The organism is Microcoleus sp. ARI1-B5 (assembly GCF_036705795.1).
Taxonomy (GTDB): Bacteria; Cyanobacteriota; Cyanobacteriia; order Cyanobacteriales; family Microcoleaceae; genus Microcoleus.
In genome coordinates this window covers 43716-63559 of sequence record NZ_JAUBVK010000002.1, presented here as the reverse complement: position 1 = coordinate 63559, position 19844 = coordinate 43716, and the positions used below count along the sequence as shown (strand labels likewise).

Below are 19844 nucleotides of genomic sequence, written 5' to 3'. Positions count from 1 at the left end.
ACCAGGCACAGCGAAAGGAACCTGTTAACTCTTATCAACTCTCAACTGTTGTCAACGATCGACTTTTCTCAACTATTAACTGTCAACTGTCAACTGTCAACTGTCAACTGTTGTTATTTGCCTTGAGGTGGAGCAATTTTTTGCTGCAACCATGCCATCAGGCGATCGAGCATCAAACCAACAGCCCCAATGTAGAACACCGCTAATAGAATTTCGCTGATGTAGTTTTGCTGGTAAGCGTTCCAAATAAAGAAGCCAATACCCGTAATCCCCGACATCACAATTTCCGCTGCAATAATCGCCAGCCAAGCCAAACCGATCGCAATTCTCAATCCGGTAAAGATATAAGGCAGCGCCGACGGGAACAAAATATTGAGGTAGTATTCCTTCCGAGAAAGTTGCAGCACTTTCGCTACGTTGTTGTAATCGTCAGGAATTTGACGGACACCTTCAGCCGTGTTGATCAAAATCGGCCAAACAGAGGTAATGAAAATTACGAACAAAGCAGCAGGTTCGTTTTGTTGCAGTGCAGCCAGGGCGATGGGCACCCAAGCCAGAGGCGCCACCATCCGCAAAAACTGGAAAATCGGGTCTAAAGCCTTGTTCAAGAAGGGATTCGTACCTACGACCACCCCGAGGCTAATACCCACAAGGGCCGCGAGAGTGTAGCCTTTCGCCACCCGTTCCAAACTCGCCAAAGTCTGCCAAAACAAGCCGACTCCGTAGGTTTTGGAGTTCATAAAAGGATATAACAACAAGATCCGCGTCCGTTCGTCAGTCCAAACGCTGATCGGCCCCGGCAACTTGATGATTCCAGAACTCGACAGGAATTGCCAAACTAACAGAAACCCTAAAATTCCTAAAATTGGCGGCAATATATTTTTGGAATTCTTCTTCCAAAACTCGCCCAGCGCTCCTTGGGCATCGACTCCCCCTCTCCGATTCGTGCTGACAGCCATCTTGCTAATCTCCTATGTTTCTGCTGTTTTTTTTCGAGACTTAAGTTATGCGAAGCTTTTACCAACTAACAATGGTCTCGCATCCCCACGGAAGCGGATTGTTTTTAGAACGAGGTTTAAATCGCAAGCCTGTAAAAACTGCGTTGTCAACTGTCACAGGTCAACTGTCACAGGTCAACTGTTTAACCCATCACGCTTTTTTAAATGCCAAACTCTTGAGGTAATCTTCGGGTTTGTCCGGGTTAAATTCTTTGCCGTCGAAGAACTTTTCAACACCCCGAGACGTACTTTTGGGAATGTCAGCCGCCGAAACTCCGGCTAATTTAGCTGCTGCTTTCCACAAATCTTCGCGGTTGACTTTATCGATGATTGCCTTTTTGTCTGCCAAGGTTTTTGTCGGCAAGAAACCCCAGCGCACGCTTTCGGTTAAGAACCACAAATCGTGGCTCTTGTAGGGATAGGAAACGTTGCCGACTCCATCATTCCAGTACAGCGTACTCATTTTAAAGTCGTTGATTTCGGGCTGGCCGTCACCCATATCGTACTTGCCTTCATAAGGAGCAAGCAAAACTTCCGGCTTTACGTCAAAGAAGTTTTTGCCAGAAACAATCGACACCAATTCGGCACGATTTTCTGGTTTGTCGCACCACTGCTGCGCTTCAATTATTCCTGCTAGCAGGGCTTCGGTAGCTTTGGGGTGCTTGTCTACCCAGTCGCCGCGAATTGCTAAGTATTCTTCTGGATGTGCTTTCCAGATTTGGGCAGTTAAAGCGGACATGAAACCGATTTTTTCGCTGACAATCCGCAGGGGCCAGGGGTCGCCTGTGCTGAAACCGTCCATGCTGCCGGTTTTCATGTTGGCTACGGTTTGGGCAGCCGGTACTGTTAGCAGTTCGACATCTGCGTCGGGATTGATGCCGTTAGCTGCGAGCCAGTAGCGAATCCACAAATCTTGGTTGGCTTTGGGAAAGGTGTAGGCTGCTTTGAAGGGCGTGCCTGCTTTCTTGAGTCCGAGGATGTAGTCTTGGGCGGATTTTTCTAGTTTGAGTCCGAGCCCTTTGCCTTGGTGTTTGCCGGCGAGCGCAATTCCATTTCCCTGAGTGTTTAGCTGTAACAGCACGTACATCGGGATTTGGACGCTGTTTTTGGTGATCAGGCCTTGGCTAATTTGATAAGGCATCGGCATTTGCCACTGGCCGCCGTCTATGCCACCGCCTGCCGATCCGATTTCTACGTTGTCTCTGGCCGAACCCCAGTTTGCTTGTTTGGCAACTTTGACATCTACCATGCCGTATTTGGCAAAAAAGCCTTTTTCTTGGGCAATAATTAAAGGGGCTGATTCGACGATCGGGATGTATCCCAATGTAATCTTCGTGCTTTCGATCCCTTCTACTCTTTTCTCGTTGGCAACAGCAACTGCTGATGTGGCAGCAGGGACTCCTGGGCCAGCACCGGCACCGCTACCACCGCCAGCACCAGCAGTAGCACCGGGTTCTGGGGGATTTCCCAAACAGCCTTTGAGCAGTATTGAACTGACGGCAGATGCACCTGCTGTCACGATAAATTTGCGCCGGGAAAAATTTTCTGAAAATTTGGTCATAGCCTAGCCTCGCTCCAATACATAATCTTCTGTAACGACATCACTGAAGTTTATCAAAGCGCTTTTTACTGTTCGCTAATTGGGGTTTAGGGAACTCTTTTGAGCGCAGGGAAAGCAGGAGGGAGCAAAAAACTTATTTCTACCATAAGTCTTTAAATTATCCCTGCTGATTAGACTCTTTTGATTAACTTGATATTGCGATCGGCCAAGTTGCGTTAACTCGCGAAAAGCGAGCTCCACATTTTCTTGGCTTGATTATTAAGTTTACCGTACTCTGGCTGTAATTATAAAACAAATATTAAATTTAAATGATAAGTATATGTTGTAGGATGTTGCGTTTTATTAAGTAGTCCTTGGTGTTGCCCGATTGTTTCACCGATCGCCCATCTTTTACCAAAAGCTTGCGGTGTAAGCTTTTGGGCAGTTGCCCGCAGCCGGTCTTCTCATTTTTGTCAATGATTTTGGAAATATCATACTTTTGGTATATTGACAATGTTATAAAAATATTGTATGCGGTTGAGGTGCAGCCGATCGAGCGATCGCCCGTGAATGCGGCGCTTATATGAGAAAAAAATGAAGTTTTGAGTGTTTTGCTGAGACAAAGGCTCCCAGCCAAACGCTCAAAACTTACAATTGTCAAGTATTCCATTGTCCGCAGCAGAACTCGACAACAGCAACAATCAGTTATCAGAAGAAGCAAGAACGAAGAGGGAAGAAGGAATAACGACTAGAATAAGATTGGTTCGCAGCATCTGAATGCAAGTCCTTTCATTTATGCGGACTTGCATTCCGATGCTGGGAACCTTTTATGAATGCCGAATCCTGTTAGTTGGGCGGGTCAAAGCGGTTGACAGACAAGGCAATGCCGATCATCGGTAGCGCTACACCAAAACAAATCAGCCACTGATCGAGGTTCATCGGAGCCGTCTCAAATATGCGATTCACAAACGGAGAATTAGCAAAGATAATTTGCAAAATCACCGCCAGGACAATTCCCACACCGAGGGCAGGAGCGCCGCTAACTTGTTCCTTAGAACCGCTAAATTTAGCAATCAAAGAAGGCAGCAACTGGCTGAGACTCAACAGGTAAAAAATTCTCCCCATTACCAAAGCTTGAATTGCCATTGTCCGCGCCAGCGGCAAAGTTCCCCAATCCGATTGGCGCACCCATTCAAACATTCCGAAAATTATCGTCCAGTTGTAAAGAGAAATAGCCAATATCCGCTTGATCCGATTTTGAGTCAGGAAAGGTTCGTTGACCGGTCGCGGCTGCTGTTTCATCACTCCGGGAGACTTGGGCTCGAAAGCGAGCGGCACAGTCATGGCGATCGAGTTGAGCATATTCAGCCAGAGGATTTGCAGCGACAAAATCGGCAATTCTCGGCCCAGCAGGGTGCTGAGCAAAATGGTCATCGATTCTCCGCCGTTGACTGGGAGAATAAAGCTGATGGATTTGAGCAGGTTTTTGTAGACCGATCGACCTTCTTCTACGGCAGATTCGATCGACGCAAAGTTATCATCAGTCAAAATCATGTCGGCGGCTTCCTTAGAAACCTCAGTACCGCTACCCATTGCAATGCCGATATCCGCTTGTTTGAGGGCGGGCGCGTCGTTAACGCCGTCTCCCGTCATGGCTACAATTTCGCCTTGAAGCTGCAAAGCTTCTACGAGGCGGAGTTTTTGTTCTGGGGCGACGCGGGCAAAAACTGAGCCGGCTTCTACGGCTTCGGCGAGGGCGTTTTTGTCCATAGCAGCGAGTTGCGCGCCGGTGTATGCTACAAGTTCTCTGTGGTGCTTGGTTTTGCGGAATCCCATGCGGCGGGCGATCGCCCTGGCGGTAGCGATGTGATCGCCGGTGATCATTTTAACTTGGATGCCCGCAGTTTGACAGGCTTGGACGGCGGCGATCGCAGAGGCCCGCGGCGGGTCGATCATGCCTTGCAGTCCCAAGAAAATTAGCCCTGATTCTACGTCTGAGTGAGCGACGGAGTTCTGTTCGTCGGGAACGATTTTTTTAGCTAAAGCCAAGACGCGCAAGCCTTGCTGGGCCATTGCATCGACTTGGTGGTGAATTTGCTCGCGATCGACTGCTGCGGGATTTCCTTGAGTGTCGAGACTTGAAGCGCAGCGAGTCAGAATTGATTCTACTGAACCTTTGACATACAAGATTTTGCCGCTCGTCGGAGTTTTGTGCAGCGTCGCCATGTATTGAAACTGAGATTCAAAGGGAATTGAATCCAGCCGCGGCATTGACTTGGACAAAGTTTGCTGGCTCAGTTCTGCTTTTTTGGCCGCAGCAATTAACGCCCCTTCCGTCGGATCGCCGACGACAATCCAATTATCGTCTTTGAATTCCAGGTGAGAGTCGTTGCAAATCATTCCGGCTTGCAAACATTCTTGCAAAGTTGGAGCTTGACTGACAGTAATTGGCAGTTGGTTGAGTTGAATTTCGCCTTCGGGACTGTATCCCGTACCTGTAACTGAGTAGGAGGTGCCGCCGGAATAGATTTCTTGCACCGTCATCTGATTTTCTGTCAAAGTTCCGGTTTTGTCGGAACAGATGACTGTGGCGCCGCCTAGGGTTTCTACTGCGGGCAGTTTGCGGACGATCGCGTGTTTGGCCGCCATCCGGGAAACACCGACGGCGAGGGTGACGGTGATGACGGCGGGAAGTCCTTCGGGAATTGCGCCGACAATCAGGGCGACTGCTGGTTCGACTGCTTCTTTAAAGGCTGAAACTCCGGCTGGGACTGGTCGCCCCAAGCGGACTGCAAAGGTCAAGGTTGCCATTCCCAGCACGAAGAGCAGCCAGTTTTGACTGAATTGGTTAAATTTGCGGGTGAGGGGCGTGGTGAGGTCGATGTGGCGATCGAGCAATTGGGAGATTTTGCCGGTTTCGGTGTTGTTGGCGATCGCAACTACAATACCGCTACCTTGGCCGAAGGTGACGAAACTCCCGGCGTAAGCCATGTTATCGCGTTCTGCCAGTGGCGTTTCTTCTGGCAAAACCAAGTCTCCCGACTCTCCCAGTTCTTTTTCGACAGCAACGGATTCGCCCGTAAGTCCCGATTCGTCGATTTGCAAGTCGCGCACTTTCACCAAGCGCAAATCGGCGGGTACTTTGTCGCCGGAAGTCAGGGTTACTAAGTCGCCCACAACCAGTTCTTTGGAGGGAACTCTTAATTTTTTGCCGCCCCGAATGACTGTGGCTTCTGTGGTGACTGCTTGAGCTAGGGCTTCGATTTTTTTCTCGGCTCCCGCTTCTTGGATAAAACTAATAGTAGCGTTGGTAGTGGTTACGCCCCAAATTACGCTGGCGTTGAGCCATTCTCCAATCAATGCTTTGATTAAACCTGCACTCAGCAATACGATCAGCAAAGGTTGGTTAAATTGCAGGATAAATTTTAACCATGCTGGTTTCCCTGCTTTGACTGTGAGTTCGTTTGGCCCGAATTTTTGTTGGCGAGTAGCTACTTCTGCTGGATCGAGGCCGTTTTCCAGGTTGGTTTCTAATTTAGTTGCAACCTTGGATCTTTCTAAGTAGTGCCAATATTGCTCTGCTACGTCTACATCGTTGGCGGCTTTTGCTGGCATGATTTTTCCTGAATTTTTGTTGTCTGGCGAGCTTTTATCGCTCCTTAATCGGCGCGCTCAATACAATTCCTCGATCGTTGGAGCGTGAATATATTGAGCGACAAGAGGGTTGGTTAATTGTTTGAATGCGTTGTGACTTCCATCTATCTTACAACAGATGTGTCTGTCTGTTGCAATAGGTTTGGGAAATTCTTTTCGGTGCTAAATCTTTTTTTGGGAGTTTTACGAAAGGTCAAAAAAAGTTACTCAACTCCTTGACATTTTGCAGCTTTTAGGTTAGTTTAAAATTCCGGTTTGATGACAAGGATGTCAAGGCAGATGCGCCGATAAATTTAAATGTTAAATTTAAACTTAATCTTCCAAGTCTTGCTGATTGTGCACTCCCCCTCTCCCCATCTCCCCCTCTCCCCATCTCCCCCTCATGGAAATAGTGGTAACGCTGCTGCTGGGTTCGGTGCTGTTTGTCTGGGGAATGCGTTTCGGAAGGGTGTTAGTTCGATCGGGAGTGACGGCTAACGATTTGTTTAAGGGCCAAAATTCGATCGCCCTGCTGTTTTTGGGTTTTTATGTGGGCTTGCTGCTGCTGGCTTTAAATCTGCCTCAAATACCGATTTTGCCCCTAGAGTGGCGCTTTCACGGAATGCGAGTAACTTGGACTCTGCTGCGGGTGATGCTGATGGGAGTCTGCGGTATTGGGTTTAGCATAAGTTGGCTGACGGCGCGATCGCAAGTAGTCGCAGTAATCTTAATTGGCTTGCTGGGATTGGGCGGATTTACAGGCGCTGAAGCTTATTTTCTAGCGCCAATTTATGATGACTTGGTAGATAATTTGCGGCCAAACGGTGTGTTTCGGCAAACTTCTAACAGCAGTTGTGCACCGGCGGCGCTAGCAACAGTGTTGAGGCGTTGGGGAATCGAGGCGACGGAATCCAGTGTAGCGCGTTTTGCCGGCACGAGTCGCTTGGGCACTTCGATGCCGCAGTTGATTGTAGCAGCGAGGGCTTTGGGTGTAAATGCAGTGGAACTAGCACCGACTTGGGAGCAAATCCAGCAAATTAATCGCCCCGGAGTGTTAGCAGTTTGGCTGTTTGACGGCCCTCGGAAATTGCCGCACGCGGTGGCTTTGCTGGGAATGAACGACAGTGTAGCAGCCATTGGAGACCCGGCGCGGGGCAGGATTTTCTATTTAGACAGGGCAACTTTTGCCCAGATTTGGCGGGAGGAATACGTGCCGATTTTCCGTTCTGCGGATATCTTGTTAAGTGACAAACAAGCGATCGATTATTTGACTAAATTAGGATATAATAGCGGCGATTTGAAAGCAGACATCGAGCGTTTTCAAACAGATAAAAAATTGAAAGTCAGCGGCAAACTAGATCGGATAACTGAATTAATGTTGAGCGGTGCTTTTTTGGAAGGCGTACCGAGATTGGATGGGAAATAGTTATTAGAAGAATTCATGAACCGCAGAGAACGCAGAGAACGCAGAGAAAGAGAACAAGAGAGATTTTTTTTGGGTAAGTTAGATCCGATTACTCAATTAATAAAGACTGGTGCAAAGCTGCAATGACCTCCTCGGCTGACTGCTGTCGAAACTTGCCTGCACGGAAATCAGCCAAAGTTTTTTGGGCATCCGCAGCTATTTCTGCACGGCGATTTTCACGCTGACGGTTTTGGGGAATTTTAATCAACATTTCCTGCTGTTCGTAGGTTAAGTTTAAAGCATTTTCTAGCACTTGGTCAAGGGTATTCATAGAGTTAAGCGGTTACTTCTGAGTTAAAAAAAGCTTGCAAAGTTATTTAAATTGTAACGCATCTTATTCTTGAGTCTCTTAGAGAGGGACATCGCTTGTATAAACCTGGTTTCAACCGCCGAGTCTTATTGCCCAACTATCAATTGACTGAGTAGATTTAACAACATTCATGCCCGCCTGCGCGAATCTTAGAAAAGCCGCATCTGCTTGTTCCGTAAAATCAACAACACCGGGAACAACCACCGGCGAAGTGCAATCTTCCAACAAATAAACTTTCCTAGCCAACTTCGGATCTCGCGCCAAAATTTCAGTCAGCAAATCATCAATCGTCCAAGCAACGCAGTGACTTTTTGCTTGTCCCGCAATAATTACCGCATCAAAATCGAGCAACTTATCAATAAACTTAGCATTTTTTTCAGCAATAGAAACCCCGTCGGGCCCGTCTAAGACTTCCGGCTGCAAAACCGAATAGTTTTCAGTTAAGGGATTGCCGCCTTTAATCTCAAAAAGTGCTTGACTGTTGCGCGCCATACTGTGGAAAAATATCGCTTCTTCCACGGCGGAAACCAGGGCGTGTCCGATGCCGCCCAGCATTGAGTGATACGGCCAAATTGTCAAGGGATATTTGCCGTCGTCGCTGAGTTTCTGCACGTAGTGAAGGCAGTGTTTTTGCAGTGCAGAATAATTGCCACCGGCGATGCTGTCGGCGACGGCTGGGTTGACTTTCCAGATGCCTTTTTGCACGTCTTCCAGAGTAATTAATGTGGCGGCGGGAATGGGGTTTTCGCCTGCATCATCGATCCAAAAGATTGGATGGAAAATTTGCATGGCGGTGTGCGTGTCCATTGTCGGCGCAATCGTTGTAATTGAATTTAAATTGCGATAGATGAATTCGCACAGCCGCAAATTGTCATCGACAGCGCCGCTACCGGAACGCCCGCCGACAAATAGTTCAAATTCCGGCAAGCAAAATGTATTTTGAGCGTCGATTATCAGCAAACAAATCCGGTTTTTGTCGCTAGCAGAAGGCTGGATGCTGTGTTGTTCTGCCCATTGTTTAGCTTCAGCAGTCCTTTCTGCGTAGGGAACTCGCCAAACGGCGCTGACTTTTTTTGGATCGAAATAGTCGGGGATAGGGAGTTGCATTTTTGCTGTCATGGTTGATCGGGTAAGTTGACAACTGCTATATAATGCTCGTATCTATCTATTTATGGGTCAATTATGGAGCCAGAAGCAAATCAGATTTCTAGCAGGGATATTTTTAAAGGCAGATTGTTGTTTTTGTCGATCGCACTTTCGATCGCCCTTTTAATTATAGCAACCAGATCTGCCTACCTTCAAGAGCTTTTAAGAACCGTTTTAATCCAAATCGAGCATTTAGGCATTTGGGGGCCAGTCGCTTTTATCGCTACCTACAACTTAGCTACTGTACTATTTATACCTGGTTCCGTGCTGACCTTGGGAGGCGGGGTGCTGTTTGGGCTGTGGTGGGGTTCGATATACGTGTTAATCGCCGCAACTTTAGGGGCGACCTTTGCTTTTCTGATCGGGCGGTACCTGTCGCGCGATCGCGTGGTAAGATATATGGAAGCTCACCCGAAGTTCAAAGCGCTCGATCGCGCAGTTGCTAAAGAAGGATTTAAAATAGTCTTTTTAACTCGTCTTTGCCCTTTATTTCCGTTCAATTTATTGAATTACGCTTTGGGGATTACTCAGGTTTCTTTGAAAGATTATGTATTAGGCTCCTCCGGCATGATACCGGGAACTGTGATGTACGTTTACTCGGGTTCTTTGGTGGGAAATATTGCTGCGATATGTACGGTAAATCAGCAGGCAAATCCTCAAGCCGAACTTGTAAAATGGTTGATTAATACCATCAGTTTTACGGCTGCTGTCGCCGTCACTGTCTATATAACTAGGATTGCTCGCAAAGCTTTAGATGAAACTGTTTAATTAGGAAGATTTGCTCATGTCGCAGTCAAAAGTCGATCGCGTAACAGTCCCCCCGATGGACGAACACAACCAAAAATTAGTCTCCTACTTGCATCCGCCCGATTGGGTAAATCCGCAGCCCGCCAGCAGTTACAATTTAGTAGTAATTGGCGCCGGGCCCGCCGGATTAATTGTGGCTGCGGGCGCCGCGGGTTTGGGTGCAAAAGTTGCTTTGATTGAAAAACATTTAATGGGCGGCGATTGTTTGAATGTCGGTTGCGTCCCGTCAAAAGCTTTAATTCGATCGGCCCGCGCTGTCGGCGATATCTGGGAATCTAGTAAATTTGGGGTTAATGTTTCTAACACTCCAGAAGTGGATTTTTCCGCAGTCATGGAACGGCTGCGCCGGATTAGGGCGGGAATCAGCGATGTTGATTCAGCCGATCGCTACCAACACACTTTAGGAGTCGATGTCTTCTTAGGTTCCGGCTCCTTTACTAGCAATTCTACCATAGAAGTTGCAGGTCAAAGTCTGCGCTTTAAAAAAGCAGTAATTGCCACAGGCGCAAGGGCGCGACAACCGCAAATTCCCGGCTTGCAAGAAGCTGGATATTTGACAAACGAAACTGTATTTAACCTCACAGAAAGACCTCAGCGTTTGGCGGTAATTGGCGGTGGGCCGATCGGCTGCGAATTAGCTCAAGCCTTTCGGCGGCTGGGTTCCGAAGTCGTGTTGCTGCACAAAAATGCTCAGATTTTGGACAAGGAAGATGCGGATGCTGCGACAATTGTGCAGCAGGCTTTTGTAAGAGAAGAAATTCAACTAATACTTGAATCTAAAATAGAGGGCGTTGAGAAAACAAATTCAGGCAAAGTAATTTATTATCAATCTCAAGGTAAGGAAGCATCGGTAACAGTAGATGAAATTATTGCGAGTGCGGGGCGATCGCCCAACGTGGAAGGCTTGAATCTGGAGGCTGTCGGTGTCGAATACGATACACAAACTGGCGTCTTTGTCAACGACAATTTGCAAACTACTAATCCCCGCATTTATGCCGCAGGCGACATTTGCATGAAACATAAATTTACTCACGCTGCTGATTTTGCCGCCAGGATGGTGATTCAAAACACTCTGTTTTTCGGGCGCAAAAAGCTCAGCGCCTTGACGGTACCTTGGTGTACCTATACAGATCCGGAGGTGGCGCGCGTCGGATTGGGCGATCGCGAATTGCAAGCCCAAGGAATTGATGTCGATACATTTTTAATTCCTTTCAGTAAGGTCGATCGGGCAATTATTGACGGCGAACAGGAAGGATTTGTGAAAATCCACGTCAAGAAAGGCAGCGACAAAATATTAGGTGCAACGATTGTAGCGCGACACGCTGGAGATATGATCGGTGAGATTACTTTGGCAATGGTTAACAATATTGGTTTGGGAAAGATTGCGAGTACAATTCATCCGTATCCGACGCAAGCCGAAGCAATTCGGAAAGCGGGAGATGCTTACAATCGCACTCGTTTAACGCCGTTTGTGAAAAATTTGTTTAACCGCTGGCTGGCTGGGACGCGATAAGTAAATAATCTCAAATCTGTTACCATCGGAATTATTCCTATCTCTCTTCTCTTTATCTGCGTGAATCAGCGTGAATCCATTGTCATCGGCGGCTCGAGAAATTCTCTTTTTTTAACCGCAGATGAGGGCAGATACAACACAGATTAACGCAGATGAATTAGATCTATTCCGGGTTACTTTGAGTGTAGCATTAGGAGTTGGGAGATCGCCCAAATCGATCCTCAGTTAAAAATCCCCTTCATCTACTTGAAAAACAGTCATTCCCAACGACCGCCACATATCAACAACTTGCTGGCGATCGTCCAATACAAACTTAACATTATATTTCCCCGCAATATGCCGCCGATACAACTCTTCCTTCATAATCGCATCCTTCCTCATATCTCCGGTTTTCCGCAGATAAAGAGCCGCATAATTCACCTCATACTGCTGCAACCATTTTTCAGTTTGAGGCTGACAGTCATCGGTTCTGCCCGACACTACAATAATATGGGCGCTGGACTGCCACTTGCGAACAGTATCTAAAACTGGCGGATTGGGCAAATCGCGATCGCACGTCGAAGCATCAAAAGGATTTCTGCCGTTGAGAAGTGCCAGCGTACCGTCCATATCAACAATAATTGCATCCGGCAAATCCGGGTTATATTCCGGCGGCCCAACGGGAATCCGCACGTACTTATTGTACATCTTCATTATCACCTCTTTGCCCACAGAATTAAGCCTTTTCAAATCCCGTTTAATACATTCCTCAACCGGAACTTGCAGGAAAGAATCATTAACTTCGACGATGGCTTTACCTTTTACCAACTGTTTGATATGCTCGATGTGAGACCCGAAATTAGTATCATCAACAATGACGTGCTTGCCGCTTTCCAAAGCCATCAAAATAATCGTATCTCTCAACTGCAAAATAAACTTTTCATTCGCCGGCGACCAATGAGAAGCGTGAGCCATTTCTCTGAGCAAATCTTTATTGCTACGCACCCACTTTGCAGGTTCAGACAGCAGCAATTCCCTAGCAAATTGAGATTTTCCCGAAGCAGGTAAACCGACAAGTACAATAACTCTTTTCATGGTAATTAGAAAGAAGAAGGATGAAGGATGAAGGAAGAATGCTCGTACAGCAAGCTTTTTAGCTGTATCTTAGGTTTAATTAGGTGCATTTCTTTCTTCTGCCACCTAAAATATAATGTTAATCTTCGTTCGTAGTGACGACTAAAGTCCTCATTCAAGAAAGGACAGCAGTCGTTACTACAAACCTAGATGGATGTAATCTAAACCCAATAGCTCCTCTATTTTATAGATATTAACATCGCGGAGAGCTTCTTTCACTCCCGCAACTCTGCGAGCCCGCAAAGAAAACAAAATCCCAGAATACGGCAAATGTTTTACAGCTAACGCAAAATCTTTCTGAACTTCAATATGTTCGTGCTGTCGGTAAACCTCCTCGATTTCTTGAACTAACAATTCATATTTATTCTTAACTTTTTGATACAACCCAATCCATTCAGGAAAATAAGCTAAAAACTCTTCTCCTTCATTAGTCAAAACAATTTCTATCATCCGGCGGGTAGAAAACCCTTCGCGGAGATGGGAAATGGCGACATATTGCGGAGACTTTACTTTAACTCGGTTGAAATTAGCATCGCAGATAATATACCCTTCAGAATCCATCGGGTCTAAATGTTGAGCCGCTTCGACAACTTCTTTCCAGCTAGTTAAAGGATAGGATGCTACTAACTCCCAGCCGTATTTATTTGCCCAAATACTCGGGTCTGTTTCTAGCAGAGTTTGAGTGTTGCGAACCCCGTGCAGCACGATTTGATTGTTTTTTTGCTGGACAACTATTCTATTGTAAGGCGTCATCAACTCAAAGATAAAACACTCGTCGGTTTCTTCCGGCAATTGATACCCCAATTCTTGCCACACTTTCCAAAACAGTTCGGCAAAGCTGAATCCAAAACCGTTAACTTCCCCCGCTGCGTCGGGAGTGCCGCTAGATTGCACTCTCCATTCTCCTTTGTAAAAATACAGTACAGTCAGAGAACCGTCTAGTTTTTCGTAGACTTTGGCATGACTCCAATCAATTGCAGCGGCGTGGCCTTCCCCGTAGTTGAAAAATTTGTCGTAGGGATAAGAAATAATCTGCCAATCTTGAGATGAATCTAAAATAATGCCCCGGCACTGCTGGACTATTTTTTCGCCCAGCGGGGATTCTATCTGCGAGTATTTCAGACAGACTAAATCGGGATATTGGCGGTGGCGGGTAACTTTGATATGATAAGTTTCGCACAAAGTTTCTAATCCGTGCTGGCGTAAATACTCTTGCAGTTCCACGTTCGACTCCTAAATTACTCGCCTTCTCTATCTTATCGGAAATTGCATATTATAGCGCATTTGTAAAGAATATCGTAATTTTATTTTTTCCTGAATGCCTGTGGTGATTTTTGTATTTTGGAGTAGCGTTGTAATATAGTGAACGCGCTTGGGCGAAAAACTGGACTGTTTCGACATTGAGGAGAAAAATAGTGAACAATAAATTATTACTTTTGGCGACTTCTGCTTGTGTATTGAGTGCTTTGGTACCTGTATCGCGAGTTTTTGGTGCGGGCGCATTGCCGCAGGTGCTGGCGGAAACAAAGCCTGTTGCTCGAGCTGATGCTGCTGTGCCGGTAAGTGAAATCTTGCCAAAGTTAAAAGGCAAAACACAAGTACCAATTTTTCTCCCCAGCCGTGTTCCTGTTTCGCAGAAGCTTTACTATCAAACCCAAAGTAAACCCGACAGCTATACTGTTTCTATGGAGTTTACAGCAGATTGCAAAGGTACGGGAGCTTGCACTTTTGGGGAAATTAGAGGTCAGAAAGGCGGTGAGTTTTCTACTAAAATGGAAGGGGTAACTAAGACGTTAAAAACCGTTCAACTTGCGGGCGGTGTGAAAGGAAATTTTCACAACGGTTGCGGGGCTTACTGCACGGCTACTCTTGAGTGGAAAAGTCAAACTTTTATGTATACTGTAGCCATTAAAAATGGAAGGGAAGCAGATTTAATTAAGATTGCAAATTCTGCTATTCAAGCTGGGAAACGCTAAGACGATTTTAGATTTTAGATTTTAGATTTTGGATTTTCAATTGGGATGATTTATGACTATCATGGTTTGTTGCCGCTATAAGTAGCTTGTCAAAACACTTTTGGACACCATTTTCCTAAACAATGCAACTTTACGCAAGCTCGAAACTTTTATTTAGTCAATTATCTCCCATCTAAAATCTCAAATCTAAAATTGCATGAGTAAGTCCTCCGCTTTCCAAAGCTGGCGAAGCAAGACAGAATGGTTGTAATGTCTATAGGGAAATCAGGATGAGGGGAAGATGGCTATTTGGGGCGATTTTTGCTGGTGTGGTGACTGCTTTGACGATCGCACTTTTGACACCTAACTCCGCGCTAGCAAGGCCAGAAGTACCGGTTACAGAAATTCGCTGGTTTAATTATGCTTCTCAAGATAACTGGCAATCCATCCAATTTATCGTACCCGATCGCAATACTGCAAAATCTGCCGGCAGCCGCAAGTTGCGCTTGTACGACGTTCATATTGCCAAGATGTTTGAGATTTCTGGTTTTTTGTGCGATCGCGATCGGACTGCTGAGGGTTACAATTGGTCTTATGAAGCAGAAAATGGCAACATTGACATGGGACGCTTCAAAATTAGCTGCCAGAGAGCCCGCTCCACAGCCGCAGCTTACGGGTTAAGCAAACCGGAAATTACAGTCATTCGCCGCAACTTCGACCTAAAAAATGGCCGCCCTTCTATTGCCGTAGAAAAATATTCTATTCCCACTCTGAACGTTAGTAAAAATAGAGTTTTGCAGTGGAGAGATTTTGTCCAAAAGTTTCCCCCAATCCCCGATAAGTCAGGTGCAAATCAAGCTAACAGTCGTTTTCCTGCGAGTAACATCTTTCAGCAAATCAAAGGCAAAACGCGAGTCCCTGTTTTCCTCCCCAATATACTGCCATTCTCTGACATTCAGCAAATTGATTTTGACGTGCAAGCAGGTTCCCACGGTTACATTGTTGGAATGTATTTCGGCAAAGGATGCCGCGCGGGAGCCTGTGCTTTCGGCACAATCGAAGCTAAAAGAGATGAACCATTTTCGCCTCCTTCACAATTGCCGAGGGATACTTATAGAAGCATTGAATTAGCTGGCGGAATCAGGGGAATTTATTTCAATAGTTGCGGTGCTTACTGCACTGCTTCTGTTGAGTGGCAAAGGCTGGGGGTGCTGTACCGAGTAAGTATCAAAAATGGACGGCAGTCAGATGTTGTTGCGATCGCAAATTCTGCACTTCAAGCAGGACAACGTTAATACCATTTGAGATTTGAGATTTGAGATTTGAGATTCCAGTTGATGTACAATTTAATTGTACCTAAAAAACTAATAATAAGAGGCAGGCGATTAGCGTTGAAGAAGCCAAGCAGAATCTGCAAGCTATCTTGGAAAAGGTGGCGAAAGGAGAAGAAGTGACAATCGTACAGGAGGGCAAAGTAGTAGCTCGCGTAGTCGGGCCGCTATCCAAGGAGCAGCGGTTAGCTGAACTCAAAACACTCCGAGACTCTATCCAAGTAAAGGGCGAACCGCTGAGCGCAACAGTCATTAGGCTAAGGGAGGAAGCACGATATTGATTTACTTGGATACTATTGTTTGGTAGAGTTGAATTGCCATTCACTCTCCAATCAGGAAATTATCGGCGTTAAGGAGCGTTAAGGAGCGGTTTCCTATCAATCAAAGATTTATGCACTAAGTTCAGTTATTAATTGCCGTAGCTGACGATCGCAATTACATCGCCCTTTTCCCCTCATTCCAACATTTCTATCCCCAAATCCTGTTACCTAGGAGCAAACTCTTCAGCCAAAACAGCTCGATCCAGATTCTTAGGCACATCATACACCGTCGGCTGCCTGTCCCTCAGAATGTCGATCGGCTCAGTTTTATCCCCTGAATTATCCCAACCAGCAATTAAAGTCCCCACCTGCGGTACGCTAGATCAGGTGAATATATTAGCTCATTTCAAGCTATCCTCCGATCGATCTTATGTCCCCAACCACATCTGCCCCCTCCCGAACCGTCCGCATCGGTTCCCGCAAAAGCCAACTCGCTCTCGTTCAAACCCACTGGGTGCAAGCACAGCTACAGAAACACTTCCCGGAACACACTTTTGAAGTCCACACCATGTCTACCCAAGGGGACATAATTCTTGATGTCGCGCTTGCTAAAATTGGCGATAAAGGACTTTTCACCAAAGAATTAGAAACGGGAATGCTTAACAATGAAACGGACTTTGCCGTTCATTCCCTGAAAGATTTGCCTACCAATTTACCCGAAGGTTTAATTTTAGGATGCGTCACCGAACGGGAAAATCCCGCTGACGCCCTGGTAGTTCACTCCAAGCACAAAGACAAGCAACTCGACACCCTCCCAGAAGGTTCCGTAATCGGCACTTCTTCCCTGCGCAGGCTGGCTCAACTGCGGCACCATTTCCCTCATTTTGTATTCAAAGATATTCGCGGTAATCTCAATACTCGACTCGCTAAATTAGATGAGGGCGGTTACGACGCGATTATTCTAGCAGTTGCCGGATTGGAAAGATTGGGAATGGGCGATCGCATCCACCAAGTTATCGATCCTGAAATCTCGCTTCACGCCGTCGGACAAGGTGCTTTGGGCATCGAATGCCGCGCCGGAGACACAGAAATCATGGCAGTGATTAAAGCTCTCGAACACTCGGAAACCGCCCAAAGATGTTATGCCGAACGCGCATTTCTGCGGGAATTAGAAGGCGGCTGTCAAGTGCCGATCGGCGTCAATACCAAAATAGAAAACGGTCAATTAACCTTAACCGGAATGGTATCCAGTCTCGACGGCCAGCGATTTGTCAAAGATACTGTTTCCGGCGCCGCCGAGACTGCTGAAATGCTGGGAATCGACCTCGCCCACCGCCTGCGCGCCCAGGGAGCGAGTGCAATTTTAGAGGAAATATTTGTCGAATTTCAACGCGGTTCGTAAATGCGATCGGCATCTATTTGTCAATGCTTTGAGACCCGATACATCGCCTTTTGTAAAATAAAAATAATTGGCGGTTCGCTTTTGCTTTCACAGGTACAATAGCAGTCTGATTGTAGATTTTAGATGGTGATTTTAAATAAAATTGCCGATTTCACAAATATCTGACTAATTTAGGACGCTCCGCACGGTGTTGAGAAACCCGGTTTATGGATGGATGCCTTGCTGTAAAGCCCAGGATTTTTCGTAGAAACCGGGTTTCTTAGTATCAGCCCTATAATTGTCAACGTACAATCCAAAATCTACAATCAAAAATCGAAAATAAATCAGCAACCTATTTTAGGGAAATGCAAAATATGAGCGCTCAGGAAACTCAATTAAAGCTAGAATTGGCAAAAGTTCAGCAACTTTATGGCAAAATGCAGGCAGATCGAAAAGCTTTGCAGCAGCAATTGAAAGAGTTTAAAACCCAGGCGGGAAACTCTTCTGATGTCGTCGAGCAAGTCTTGCCCTCCGTAGTTTCAGTTTACGTGATGGATTGGGATACAGGAGAAGAAATTTCTTCGGGGAGCGGTTTTTTTGTATTCCCTGACATAATTGTCACTAACTATCACGTTGTCGAAGATATTGCCGAGGAAGATTATTTCTATGAAGAAGATGAAGTCGAACAGGTTTTAGTCGAAACTAATGACGGAAAGTTGAGAATGGCAGAGGTGGTATTTACTGGTAATGCGGAAGAGGATTTAGCATTGCTTTTGATTACTGGTTTTATCATCGATCCGAAAACAGGAGAACAAGTAGAATCTCCCGAAGAATATCCTCCCCTAGAGTTGTCTTTTGATGTGAAAGTGGGCGATCGGGTAATTGCTGTGGGCAATCCTTTGGGACAGTTGGCATCAACGGTAACTCAGGGTATTATTAGTGAAATCCGCGAACCCGAAGAGTATGAGGTGGGCGAGGATGATGAAGATGAGGTTGCCGAGGTGAAGGTGTTGCAAACTGATGCGGCGATTAATCCGGGAAATTCGGGCGGCCCGTTGATTAATATGGCCGGTCAAGTTGTTGGGGTGAATACGTGGGGGTTGGAAGATGCTGATAGTATTAATTTGGCGATCGCCTCGGAAGCTTTGGATGACTTTTTAGCTGGATTTGAAGAAACTTTTGAGGGTGAACCTGATGAGGAATAGTCGCTAGTTGTCGGTAATCTGTGATTCGGGCGATCGCACTTTTTGTGAAAAGAGGTGAAAAGGGCGATCGCACTTTGCTCAATTACACTTCACTCATCGCCACAGGGAGGGGTTGCAGAGAAACGATCGGAATTGTTTCAACCAGTGACAGCGTGTAAGCGGAGAGATGCAAAAAATCACATACTGGTTTTTGCAGCAAAATCTCAAAAACCATTTCTCGGAGTTCGCTTGATAGCTGCGATAATCCTGCTGCGATGGAAAAACTTCGGGTTCCCATATCTGTTTTTTGGGCTAATATAGAGTAGTCAAACACAATAATACTGATGGCTTTGCGTTCAGTTTTACTAATCCGTAATAGGATACGATCTGTCAGTTCTATCCCTGTTGCAGGTACTCGTGGTTCAATGGAAATTGTAAGGGTATCGCTGACTTCATCATATTTGATATTTGGCTTGTTCATAGAGTTAACCCATTATTTTTTGATAAGCTGTAACAATATAGTTGTTTGGTATTAGTTGACCCTTTTCACTTGGACGATACCGGCAGAGGACAATTGCAACAATATGGGTATTGTCCTCTACTAAATTGTCAAATTCTTTACTGTAACGGTACTTTTGTGGATTTATGAATCTTGTGTCCTACGACCTGAACGAACTGTTTGCTGGAGACTTTCTTCGCAATTTTCCATTTCGGGGTGATTGTCAGGGTCGATGATGTGTTCCCACCGTTCTTCGGTTAAATAAATATCATTGCCGTAGCGATCGCGAACTGTCCAGCGTTTATCAAACTGCATACCATTTTTTATGTTTACTGTCAATGGAAAACTTACAGATAGACTTAATTATACCATTAAAATTTTCAAGGTAGGAGAAGGAGGGGCGATTCACGCTCCCGATAGCTGCGCTTCACGCTCTTTTTTTACTGCAAATTAACGCAGATGGACGGGGATGGATGAAAAGGGCGATAGAGCTCACATCTATTATTTTATCATTCATGTAGGGGCGGTTTTGGCAAAATCTTGGAGAGCGATCGACAAATGATAAAAACCCGCCCCCACACCAAAATTAAGAATTAATTGAATTTAACGGTGAGGTAGAGATGGTTGTTCGGGGTTATCGGTTGGGTGGGGGCGGGTTTATTAAGGTTATTGGTGGGTGGCAAAATTCATGGCGAACCCGCCCCTACAA

At 46.0% G+C, this 19844-nt stretch carries 18 protein-coding genes; 8 read left to right on the top strand and 10 right to left on the bottom strand.

What is annotated here, in order from left to right:
- Nucleotides 1-113: 113 nt before the first annotated feature.
- The 4 genes from ntrB to QUB63_RS03045 form a co-directional block, all read right to left on the bottom strand.
- On the bottom strand, nucleotides 114-959 hold the full coding sequence (ntrB, locus tag QUB63_RS03060; RefSeq protein WP_332943330.1) for a nitrate ABC transporter permease: 846 nt from the start codon (nucleotides 957-959) through the stop codon (nucleotides 114-116).
- Nucleotides 960-1149: 190 nt separating this feature from the next.
- On the bottom strand, nucleotides 1150-2559 hold the full coding sequence (locus QUB63_RS03055; protein ID WP_332943329.1) for a CmpA/NrtA family ABC transporter substrate-binding protein: 1410 nt from the start codon (nucleotides 2557-2559) through the stop codon (nucleotides 1150-1152).
- Nucleotides 2560-3029: 470 nt separating this feature from the next.
- Nucleotides 3030-3161, bottom strand: coding sequence for a hypothetical protein (locus tag QUB63_RS03050; protein ID WP_332943328.1), 132 nt, complete (start codon nucleotides 3159-3161; stop codon nucleotides 3030-3032).
- Between the two features lie 223 nt (nucleotides 3162-3384).
- Nucleotides 3385-6153: a cation-translocating P-type ATPase gene (locus QUB63_RS03045; protein WP_332943326.1), complete on the bottom strand. Its 2769-nt coding sequence runs from the start codon at nucleotides 6151-6153 to the stop codon at nucleotides 3385-3387.
- A 421-nt stretch (nucleotides 6154-6574) separates the two neighbouring features.
- On the opposite strand from QUB63_RS03045, the gene QUB63_RS03040 reads away from it, so the two are divergent.
- A complete protein-coding gene (locus QUB63_RS03040; RefSeq protein ID WP_332943325.1) occupies nucleotides 6575-7597 on the top strand; it encodes a cysteine peptidase family C39 domain-containing protein in 1023 nt (340 codons plus the stop codon).
- Nucleotides 7598-7685: 88 nt separating this feature from the next.
- Here QUB63_RS03040 and QUB63_RS03035 read toward each other — a convergent pair whose 3' ends face one another.
- Complete coding sequence (locus tag QUB63_RS03035; RefSeq protein ID WP_332943324.1) at nucleotides 7686-7907, bottom strand: hypothetical protein; 222 nt, start codon at nucleotides 7905-7907, stop codon at nucleotides 7686-7688.
- Nucleotides 7908-8018: 111 nt separating this feature from the next.
- A complete protein-coding gene (locus QUB63_RS03030) occupies nucleotides 8019-9065 on the bottom strand; it encodes an isochorismatase (protein ID WP_332943323.1) in 1047 nt (348 codons plus the stop codon).
- Between the two features lie 63 nt (nucleotides 9066-9128).
- On the opposite strand from QUB63_RS03030, the gene QUB63_RS03025 reads away from it, so the two are divergent.
- Together QUB63_RS03025 and QUB63_RS03020 are read left to right on the top strand one after the other, a co-directional pair.
- Complete coding sequence (locus QUB63_RS03025; RefSeq protein ID WP_332943321.1) at nucleotides 9129-9860, top strand: TVP38/TMEM64 family protein; 732 nt, start codon at nucleotides 9129-9131, stop codon at nucleotides 9858-9860.
- 16 nt (nucleotides 9861-9876) lie between these two features.
- Nucleotides 9877-11412, top strand: a complete 1536-nt coding sequence (locus tag QUB63_RS03020) for a mercuric reductase (RefSeq protein ID WP_332943320.1) — start codon at nucleotides 9877-9879, stop codon at nucleotides 11410-11412.
- A 225-nt stretch (nucleotides 11413-11637) separates the two neighbouring features.
- Here the strand turns inward: QUB63_RS03020 and QUB63_RS03015 are convergent, their stop codons facing one another.
- Nucleotides 11638-12486: a phosphatase domain-containing protein gene (locus QUB63_RS03015; protein WP_332943319.1), complete on the bottom strand. Its 849-nt coding sequence runs from the start codon at nucleotides 12484-12486 to the stop codon at nucleotides 11638-11640.
- 177 nt (nucleotides 12487-12663) lie between these two features.
- Entirely contained in the window at nucleotides 12664-13749 is a 1086-nt protein-coding gene (locus QUB63_RS03010) for an RNA ligase (protein WP_332943317.1), read from the bottom strand.
- Between the two features lie 191 nt (nucleotides 13750-13940).
- On the opposite strand from QUB63_RS03010, the gene QUB63_RS03005 reads away from it, so the two are divergent.
- The 5 genes from QUB63_RS03005 (at nucleotide 13941) to QUB63_RS02985 (ending at nucleotide 18657) form a co-directional block, all read left to right on the top strand.
- Entirely contained in the window at nucleotides 13941-14501 is a 561-nt protein-coding gene (locus tag QUB63_RS03005; RefSeq protein ID WP_332943316.1) for a hypothetical protein, read from the top strand.
- A gap of 269 nt (nucleotides 14502-14770) precedes the next feature.
- On the top strand, nucleotides 14771-15775 hold the full coding sequence (locus QUB63_RS03000) for a hypothetical protein (protein WP_332943315.1): 1005 nt from the start codon (nucleotides 14771-14773) through the stop codon (nucleotides 15773-15775).
- 89 nt (nucleotides 15776-15864) lie between these two features.
- Nucleotides 15865-16092: a type II toxin-antitoxin system Phd/YefM family antitoxin gene (locus QUB63_RS02995; RefSeq protein ID WP_332943732.1), complete on the top strand. Its 228-nt coding sequence runs from the start codon at nucleotides 15865-15867 to the stop codon at nucleotides 16090-16092.
- 409 nt (nucleotides 16093-16501) lie between these two features.
- A complete protein-coding gene (gene hemC, locus QUB63_RS02990) occupies nucleotides 16502-17473 on the top strand; it encodes a hydroxymethylbilane synthase (RefSeq protein WP_332943314.1) in 972 nt (323 codons plus the stop codon).
- Between the two features lie 353 nt (nucleotides 17474-17826).
- Nucleotides 17827-18657, top strand: coding sequence for a S1C family serine protease (locus QUB63_RS02985; protein ID WP_332943313.1), 831 nt, complete (start codon nucleotides 17827-17829; stop codon nucleotides 18655-18657).
- 82 nt (nucleotides 18658-18739) lie between these two features.
- Here QUB63_RS02985 and QUB63_RS02980 read toward each other — a convergent pair whose 3' ends face one another.
- A complete protein-coding gene (locus QUB63_RS02980; protein ID WP_332943311.1) occupies nucleotides 18740-19117 on the bottom strand; it encodes a DUF2283 domain-containing protein in 378 nt (125 codons plus the stop codon).
- A gap of 162 nt (nucleotides 19118-19279) precedes the next feature.
- Nucleotides 19280-19450, bottom strand: a complete 171-nt coding sequence (locus QUB63_RS02975; RefSeq protein WP_332943310.1) for a hypothetical protein — start codon at nucleotides 19448-19450, stop codon at nucleotides 19280-19282.
- Nucleotides 19451-19844 lie beyond the last annotated feature (394 nt).

Excerpts from the sequence above, each read along its gene's own strand:
- QUB63_RS03040 (WP_332943325.1), top strand. The coding sequence starts at position 6,575 with ATGGAAATAGTGGTAACGCTGCTGCTGGGTTCGGTGCTGTTTGTCTGG.
- QUB63_RS03020 (WP_332943320.1), top strand. The coding sequence starts at position 9,877 with ATGTCGCAGTCAAAAGTCGATCGCGTAACAGTCCCCCCGATGGACGAA.
- ntrB (WP_332943330.1), bottom strand. The coding sequence starts at position 959 with ATGGCTGTCAGCACGAATCGGAGAGGGGGAGTCGATGCCCAAGGAGCG.
- QUB63_RS03045 (WP_332943326.1), bottom strand. The coding sequence starts at position 6,153 with ATGCCAGCAAAAGCCGCCAACGATGTAGACGTAGCAGAGCAATATTGG.
- QUB63_RS03025 (WP_332943321.1), top strand. The coding sequence starts at position 9,129 with ATGGAGCCAGAAGCAAATCAGATTTCTAGCAGGGATATTTTTAAAGGC.
- QUB63_RS03015 (WP_332943319.1), bottom strand. The coding sequence starts at position 12,486 with ATGAAAAGAGTTATTGTACTTGTCGGTTTACCTGCTTCGGGAAAATCT.
- QUB63_RS02980 (WP_332943311.1), bottom strand. The coding sequence starts at position 19,117 with ATGAACAAGCCAAATATCAAATATGATGAAGTCAGCGATACCCTTACA.
- QUB63_RS03035 (WP_332943324.1), bottom strand. The coding sequence starts at position 7,907 with ATGAATACCCTTGACCAAGTGCTAGAAAATGCTTTAAACTTAACCTAC.
- QUB63_RS02975 (WP_332943310.1), bottom strand. The coding sequence starts at position 19,450 with ATGCAGTTTGATAAACGCTGGACAGTTCGCGATCGCTACGGCAATGAT.
- hemC (WP_332943314.1), top strand. The coding sequence starts at position 16,502 with ATGTCCCCAACCACATCTGCCCCCTCCCGAACCGTCCGCATCGGTTCC.
- QUB63_RS02985 (WP_332943313.1), top strand. The coding sequence starts at position 17,827 with ATGAGCGCTCAGGAAACTCAATTAAAGCTAGAATTGGCAAAAGTTCAG.
- QUB63_RS03055 (WP_332943329.1), bottom strand. The coding sequence starts at position 2,559 with ATGACCAAATTTTCAGAAAATTTTTCCCGGCGCAAATTTATCGTGACA.
- QUB63_RS03030 (WP_332943323.1), bottom strand. The coding sequence starts at position 9,065 with ATGACAGCAAAAATGCAACTCCCTATCCCCGACTATTTCGATCCAAAA.
- QUB63_RS03000 (WP_332943315.1), top strand. The coding sequence starts at position 14,771 with ATGAGGGGAAGATGGCTATTTGGGGCGATTTTTGCTGGTGTGGTGACT.